The sequence below is a fragment of the Methanophagales archaeon genome (assembly GCA_021159465.1).
Classification (GTDB): domain Archaea; phylum Halobacteriota; class Syntropharchaeia; order Alkanophagales; family Methanospirareceae; genus G60ANME1.
Window position 1 is genome coordinate 21,329 of the sequence record JAGGRR010000069.1, and the last position, 6,000, is coordinate 27,328.

The following is a 6,000-nucleotide window of genomic DNA, read 5'->3' on the forward strand; positions in this document are numbered from 1 at the left end:
CCCATGTTTTTTTCCTTTTTATCTTTTATCAATGTAAATATTTTTCCATCTCTTCACCTATTCTCGCATTCACTCCAGTGGAAATGTATGGTCACTCCACCCCTTCTACCATATCCTTTATATATAGCATAGATCTACCTTTCATATATTCATTGAATACGTGAACAGATAGCGATGGTACTGAAGGTGCGCGTGGAAGTGACGAACGAAGAGGGCGTGAAGACTTCTATGGAGCGAGAGGGTGATTTGATGAATGAAGCGTTCAAATCTACCACAATAAGGAGTATTGTGCGGTTCCTGGAGGACCAAATACCTTCTCCTTCGGGTATTGACCCTTATGATGTGGACAATGAGGACCTCACGATAAAGGGCAGATTGGAATATTTCCTCCGTTATGATAAGAAGGCACCCCGCGATTGGTTCACCTCTTCAGAGTTAAAACGAATATATGAAGAGGTATACGGTGTGGATATTCGACTCAGTACTTTATCAACCTATCTGTCGAGTCTGCATTCTGAGGGTGTTTTAATCAGGAAAGGGAGCAGAGCACAGAGGAAGTATAAGGTTATATCCACACAAAGAACCGACAGGGAGCCCAATGATGACACGGATATGGAACTCATAGAATGCCTCCCACTTCGTGAAATCATACAAAATTAAAATTGGATGATACAGTACAGGGAAGATTTTTATTATAAAAAACAAAAATAATAATGGGTGATAAGGGGTCGTGGCCTAGTCCGGTAGGGCAGCGGGCTCCAGACTCGCCGATCGTGCGTTCAAATCGCACCGACCCCATACTTCATACTTCTATGCTTTGATAGGATTCTCTTTACTACTTCTGTGACCGCCCTCTTGCTCTTCTTGCACTCTCAACGAAGTTCGGTGCGAATTCTCTATACGAGGCTGCATGCAGATGTGTATAAGAAGCGAGACAGTTATTCGTTATTAGCCCGTCCAGTCCTTCATAGATGCCCTCCCCTCTCAGCATTCGATATGCAAACTGGTTTTTATTTTTATTCTCATCCCCGAGCTCTATCACTGAACGGTGGAACTCATGCCCTTTGAACCGTATGCCTCGACTACCGAGAATGCAACTCCTTCTAAATTCTCCCTCCACATAGTTCACCAATCTCCGTTCACGAAATTTCACTCTGCCCTCTATCACACCGCACATCTCAAAAGTATCACCACCATACTCAAGCTCATCTAAGAGATACATCAATCCACCGCATTCAGCATACATAACGCCATGAGCATCGTGGAAAGCCCTGATAGCCCGTCGCATCTGCGTATTCGCAGCCAGCTCGCGGGCATAGATCTCGGGGAAGCCGCCGCCGATATAGAGAGCATCAAGTCCTTCTGGCAGCCTTCTTGCCCTTATTGGGCTGAAATAGACAATCTCCGCTCCTTCCTGCCTGAGTAAATCGAGTGTATCATGGTAGTAAAAATTGAAAGCCTCATCAAAAGCAACTCCAATCCTTACTCGAGGGCGTGTATGAGTATGATGCTTATGCAGGAATAGTCTCGGTTCTGGCAGCTTCAGTGCGGGCGCGGTATTTGCTATCTCCAGTACTGCGGATATATCCAGATTTGACTCTACAGTCTCTTTTATGCTCTTCAGAACGCTATTGAAATCGTCCCAGCGGCTTTTACATTCCATTGCGGTAATCAAGCCAAGATGCCGCATGGAGATTGCCAGATTGCTCTTCCATGGTATCTTCCCTATTACTTTAAGCCCGCAATACTCCTCCACTGCACGCTCCGCCTTTTCTCCATGTCGTGAACTCCCGATATTATTCAAGATAACACCTGATAGGTTGACTCCGGGATCAAAACTCCTGTATCCATTGACCAGTGCGGCAGCACTCCTCGTTATGCTCGCAGCATCCACCACCAGTATAACCGGGCACTGGAGAATCTTCGCTATCTGGGCGGTACTACCCACATCATCGTAATAGTTCAAACCCTCGTAAAGCCCTCTCACTCCTTCTATAATCGCTATATCCGCATCTTCACAAGCCCTTCCAAACAGCTCCTTCACCACCTCCGGCGACATAAGGAAGCCATCAAGATTCCTTGATTGCCTGCCCGAGACGAGTGTATGAAATCCAGGGTCTATGTAGTCAAGCCCGACTTTGACGCCCTGAACCTGTAAACCACGCTCGCGTAACAGGCTCAACAGCCCGATGCAGAGGGTTGTCTTACCTGCCGAACTTCGGTCTCCCGCAATCACCACCCTTGGTATATCTATATCCATCATCGTCATGGCTTCCTCCATCTCGGTACTGTATGCGCTATGCCGAACTGGTCAAGAATAAGCGCCACAATAAAGTCCACCATGTCCTGAACCGATTTTGGATGGTAATAAAAGGCAGGCACCGGTGGTATAATCGTCACACCCATTCGCTTTATCCTTAGTAAATTCTCCAGGTGGTTCTCATTCAGCGGTGTCTCCCTGGGCACGATGATTATCCTCCTGCTCCTGTTACCCTTCAGCATCACATCAAATGCGCGTAAAAGCAGATTATCTGCTATCCCATGTGCCATCTTTGCCACTGTGTTCATCGTACATGGTATTATTACCATTCCGTCACACAATTGTGTGCCACTTGCAATGTCAGCAGCCATATCATCAACGTCCCAGAGGCGCGTTGCAAACTTCTCTATCTCCTTCACCCCTATTCCAAGTTCATACTCTATTATGTAGCGCCCATACGGAGTGATGATCAAATCAATCTCCACCCCTCGCTCATGAAGCATCTCCAGCAATCTCTTCGCATATATCGCGCCACTCGCTCCTGTTATTCCTACTATCAACCTCATAATCTGATTCTAATTCTAATCATAATGTAATTGTAATTGTAATGTGAATACACCCTCGAATATCTCCTCCGCTGGTCCTGTAAGGTATGCACCCTCTTCTTTCACTTCCACGCTCAAATCACCACCTCGCGTATGGACTGTTACCGGTGTGGAAGCATTGATGATACCGAGTTCATTCAATGCGAGCACAGAAGCCGTCGAACCAGTTCCACATGAGAGCGTCTCCCCTACGCCTCGTTCGTATGTCCTCACTGTTATCTCATTCCTGTCCCTGTCCCTATCCCCCGACCCCAATAACACGAAATTCACGTTCGTCCTGTTAGGGAAAGCAGGATGCGTTTCGATGCTCTTACCCGCCATACCCACATCAAGATCGCTAAAGGAGTTAAGAATGACAACAGCATGGGGGTTACCAAGACTCAGGGATGTCAATTTTATCTCGCCTATCCCATTCACGTATAAAGGCTTATTCAACCACTCAAACCGGGGTTTGCCCATAAACACCCTTACCGTGGCAACTCGTCCATCAATAAGGTCTTTCACCTCCGGCACCACCAGACCGCCCAGTGTCTTCACCTTCATCCGTCGCCCGTGAACCAGCCCTCGCTCATATACATATTTGGCAAAGCATCGCATACCGTTTCCACTCATCTCCGCCTCTGTTCCATCTGCATTAAATATCCGCATTTGCGTCTCATAACCGGAGCCAGGGTCAGGCTTGCAGACAAAGATGATGCCATCTGCTCCTATTGAGAGCTTCCTCCTGCACAATTCCCTACTGAGTTTCTCCTTATAACGCTCTGGTATCACCTCCGCCTCATGCTCGTCTATCACTATGAAATCATTGCCACAGCCATGCATCTTCGTGAATTTAATCCTCTTCCTCTCTTTCGTCTTATTCATCTTTTTCTTCAGCTCCTCCATTAGCTCAGCAACCTTCTCAATCGCTTCACCACTCCAACTGCAGTGGTATCAAAGATTCTTATCATCGCCTCTTTACCGTATGCACCACGGTCGAAGATGACATCAGGAGCTCTGCCCCTGCTTTTGCCTCTGCTCCCCTGCTTCAGCGCTTCTTCTATACCCCATACCATCGTTTCCACTCCCATGGGTTCCTTATCACGCTCAAAATACGCTAACCGCAACCCGGCATTTTCACATGCTGAAACCAGTTCCGGTGTATATTTAATGTTGATAGCACTCCTCTTATCTGGTTCGTACCTCATCATCGTCAGTATCATCCGCGCTATGTGACTGCTCACACCGAACTCGATACAACCCAGGTGTATGCCTTCATGAGTGGGATGTATCCTGCCGTCCACCGCTGCTATGTCCTCTATACCTGTGGCTCCCTCTATCGCCATACCTATGTTCGTTCCAACTTCGGGTATGACCTCTTTAAAGCCTCTTGTACGTTTCAATAGCCCTACTGCCTCTCTGAGGTTTTCCAGCACCCTGTATCTGTCTGCATCTATTCGCATCCTGCGTGCGGGATTCACAACCATATAATTGGAGATTGTATCACTGGCTATGATGCTATCATGAACGAATGCTTTAGCCTTTACCGCTGCCGCAGATAAATCGTACCCTTTCGCCAGTCCTACAGCCAGAGCAGCGGAGAAAGAACAGCCACTGCCATGCAGTACCTTGGCCTTAGACTTAGCCTTAGTCGTACCCTGCGCGGGTCCTGGTCTTAGTTCTATATACTCCAGTGTTAATTCCTTGAATCCATCACCATCGTATACTAAATCTGTTGCTCTATCCGCACCTGTTTCGCACTCGAGATGCCCGCCCGTTATGATCACTGCGGGAGCGCCCTTTTCATGTATCGCAATGGCTGCTTCTTTCATATCTGACAGTGTTTTTATCTCCAAACCTGAGATAGCCGATGCTTCCATTATATTCGGAGTTACAACCCTACACAGTGGCAACAGATGCTTCACGAGCGTATCTACTGCTGCGGAATCTATCAGTGTGCCGCCTGAACCTGCTTTCATCACAGGGTCAAGGACGAAAGGCACCGCATATTCTTTCAGCCGTGCTGCTACTGCCATTATCACCGTAGATGAAGAGAGCATCCCTGTCTTCGCATAATCCACCCCGATATCGCCAATTATCGACTCGATCTGTGAGTTCACCAATTCAACAGGTATCTCCAGTTTATCCTGCACGCCCTTAGAATTCTGGGCGGTAACAGCGGTGATTACAGAAGTACCATAAACGCCAAGAACGGAGAATGTCTTTATGTCAGCCTGTATTCCTGCGCCGCCACTGCTATCTGAGCCACCAATGGTGACAATTCTCTTCATTACCATCTTACTATCTTACCGTGTAAGAGCCTTGGGCGGGATTTGAACCCGCGGTCTCCACCTTATCAAGGATTAATTTAAGAAGTTATTTTGTAGTACATAAACTATATAGGGATATCTCTTTGGTAAAGCCTTCTTCTGGTTGGTCAGACAGCACCGGACGTAATTTGTCTGGAAGGGTCATCACTGCGTGTCTATGAGGCACGTTGAACATCTTACGGCTAAGCGTCTTTGCCCATTGTGGTGTACTGCTTACCGCAATCTGAGCATAGTCTGCTATTGCAATCCCATGCCATGAGATCTCATGGTATTCCTCGCATTTTAGACAGGTTTTTTAAAGAAAGGTTTTTATTAATATAGAAGTATTAAGTTAACAGGTATTGGCATAGCGGCCATAGCGGCGGGGAAACTCCCGGTCCCATCCCGAACCCGGCAGATAAGCCCGTCTGCGTCCCTTACTGTACTGAGTTGCGCGAGCACTCGGGAACTAAGGGTCGCTGCTATGCCAAACACAAAAATTAGTTTCTTTGATCAAATTTTCCCTCTCCACTAATCCACTGTATAGTCCCAAAAAATTTGACTTTAAATACCCCCAAACAACTAATAGGTTACGGCAGACGAACAGAGAAGAAGGTAAGATACATCGTGCGACACAAGAGAAGCGGAAAGAGCAACAGAGAGATAGCGTTTGAGATGAGGGTCAGCGTTTCAACGGTCAAGAGGGTATGGTCTTACTGGCTCACACACGGGGAGTATTTGCCAATAAGAAAGAGGGGGAGAAAGGTGAAGGAAATAATAAGAGAAGTAAAAATGAAAGAGAGCATTCGATGTCAGCTGCCCATGCCCATATAGACTGGTTTGAGAA

At 47.0% G+C, this 6,000-nt stretch carries 6 protein-coding genes, 1 tRNA gene and 1 rRNA gene; 4 read left to right on the plus strand and 4 right to left on the minus strand.

Annotated features, from left to right (window positions below):
• Positions 1-174: 174 nt before the first annotated feature.
• Together J7J01_03835 and J7J01_03840 are read left to right on the plus strand one after the other, a co-directional pair.
• The gene (locus J7J01_03835) at positions 175-660 is read left to right on the plus strand and encodes a hypothetical protein (protein MCD6210014.1); all 486 of its coding nucleotides are present in this window, start codon (positions 175-177) and stop codon (positions 658-660) included.
• A 64-nt stretch (positions 661-724) separates the two neighbouring features.
• Positions 725-798: transfer RNA gene (locus J7J01_03840), tRNA-Trp, on the plus strand.
• A gap of 37 nt (positions 799-835) precedes the next feature.
• Here the strand turns inward: J7J01_03840 and cfbB are convergent.
• The 4 genes from cfbB to thiD are packed head-to-tail and all read right to left on the minus strand — an operon-like array spanning position 836 to position 5,141.
• On the minus strand, positions 836-2,269 hold the full coding sequence (gene cfbB / locus J7J01_03845; GenBank protein MCD6210015.1) for a Ni-sirohydrochlorin a,c-diamide synthase: 1,434 nt from the start codon (positions 2,267-2,269) through the stop codon (positions 836-838).
• Entirely contained in the window at positions 2,266-2,826 is a 561-nt protein-coding gene (locus tag J7J01_03850; GenBank protein ID MCD6210016.1) for a UbiX family flavin prenyltransferase, read from the minus strand. The genes cfbB and J7J01_03850 overlap by 4 nt, the downstream gene beginning before the upstream one ends.
• 15 nt (positions 2,827-2,841) lie before the next feature.
• Positions 2,842-3,729 carry a diaminopimelate epimerase gene (locus J7J01_03855; protein MCD6210017.1) on the minus strand — a complete coding sequence of 296 codons (888 nt, stop codon included), beginning with the start codon at positions 3,727-3,729 and terminating at the stop codon, positions 2,842-2,844.
• Positions 3,730-3,749: 20 nt separating this feature from the next.
• A complete protein-coding gene (gene thiD, locus J7J01_03860) occupies positions 3,750-5,141 on the minus strand; it encodes a bifunctional hydroxymethylpyrimidine kinase/phosphomethylpyrimidine kinase (GenBank protein MCD6210018.1) in 1,392 nt (463 codons plus the stop codon).
• Between the two features lie 378 nt (positions 5,142-5,519).
• On the opposite strand from thiD, the gene rrf reads away from it, so the two are divergent.
• A 5S ribosomal RNA gene (gene rrf / locus J7J01_03865) occupies positions 5,520-5,641 on the plus strand.
• 139 nt (positions 5,642-5,780) lie between these two features.
• On the plus strand, positions 5,781-5,987 hold the full coding sequence (locus J7J01_03870) for a response regulator transcription factor (GenBank protein ID MCD6210019.1): 207 nt from the start codon (positions 5,781-5,783) through the stop codon (positions 5,985-5,987).
• Positions 5,988-6,000: the final 13 nt, after the last annotated feature.